Origin of the sequence: Nonomuraea zeae (assembly GCF_005889725.1) — a bacterium.
GTDB classification, from domain to species: domain Bacteria; phylum Actinomycetota; class Actinomycetes; order Streptosporangiales; family Streptosporangiaceae; genus Nonomuraea; species Nonomuraea zeae.
Map to the genome: position 1 here is coordinate 1 of NZ_VCKX01000688.1, position 1,198 is coordinate 1,198.

The following is a 1,198-nucleotide window of genomic DNA, read 5'->3' on the forward strand; positions in this document are numbered from 1 at the left end:
GATCTGCGTTGGGGTGGAGTGGGGTCGGAGATATGTATGAGAGACAGGGATGCGGCAGCAAGGGGTTTGCGCAGAGTTTGATGTCGCGAGTCCTTGCCATTCATGTCGGTGCGGTCGACTAGCGTGGCACCTAGAGGGAGGCCCCACGATGTCCCACAAGACTCTCCTCCGCACGGGCCCGCTCATGCCGGGTGGCGCCAGCCCGTACGGTCCGCTCGGCCCGCCGGGCACGGGCGGTCTCGCCCTGCCGCTCGGGTTCACCGGCCGGGTGGTGGCCCGCTCCGGCCAGAAGGTGGCCGGGCTGACCTGGCACGCGGCGCCTGACGGCGGCGCCTGTTTCCCCGACGGCGCGGGCTGGATCTACGTGTCCAACTCCGAGCTGCCCCTGCTCGGCGGCGCGTCGGCGCTGCGCTTTCGGGGTGACGGCTCGGTCGGCGACGCCTACCGCATCCTGTCGGGCACCGATCTCAACTGCGCGGGCGGCGCCACGCCGTGGCACACGTGGCTGTCGTGCGAGCTCGGCCACCGTGGCCGCGTCTTCGAGTGCGACCCCTACGGAGCGCGCGCGGCCCGGCCCCGCCTGTCCATGGGCCGCTTCAAACACGAGGCCGCCGCCTGCGACCCGGAGCGGCACGTCATCTACATGACCGAGGACGAGCCCGACGGCTGCTTCTACCGGTTCAGGCCGGGCGATTGGGGCGACCTGACCGAGGGCACGCTGGAGGTCCTGTGCGACTCCGGCCACTGGCAGGCCGTGCCCTCGCCGGCCGCGCTGCTCAAGGCCACCCGCCATCAGGTCGAGGACGCCCGCCACTTCGACGGTGGCGACGGCTGCCACTACGCGGGCGGGGTCTGCTACTTCACGACCAAGGGCGACACCGCGCTGTGGGCCTACGACGCCCAGACCTCCACACTCGACCGGCTGTGCGAGGGCGTGCGCGCCATCACCGCGGCCCCTTCCGGCGACCTCTACGTGGCCAGGGAGACGACGGAGATCGACGTGATCGCGCCCGATCGGGCGGTCACGCCGTTCCTCAGGCTGGAGGGGCAGGCCGGGGCCGAGCTGACCGGGCTGGCCTTCTCGCCAGGGGGCGAGCGGCTCTACTTCTCGGCCAGGCGCGGCCGTACGGAGGGGCACACGTTCGAGGTGGCGGGCCCCTTCCGCCGCTGACCCCGTCGGGCCCCGCCGGGACGAACG

At 72.3% G+C, this 1,198-nt stretch carries 1 protein-coding gene; it reads left to right on the top strand.

All coding sequences use genetic code 11. The annotated features are described in order from the left end of the window. Window positions 1–148: 148 nt before the first annotated feature. Complete coding sequence (locus ETD85_RS62395; RefSeq protein WP_138699111.1) at window positions 149–1,171, top strand: alkaline phosphatase PhoX; 1,023 nt, start codon at window positions 149–151, stop codon at window positions 1,169–1,171. Window positions 1,172–1,198: the final 27 nt, after the last annotated feature.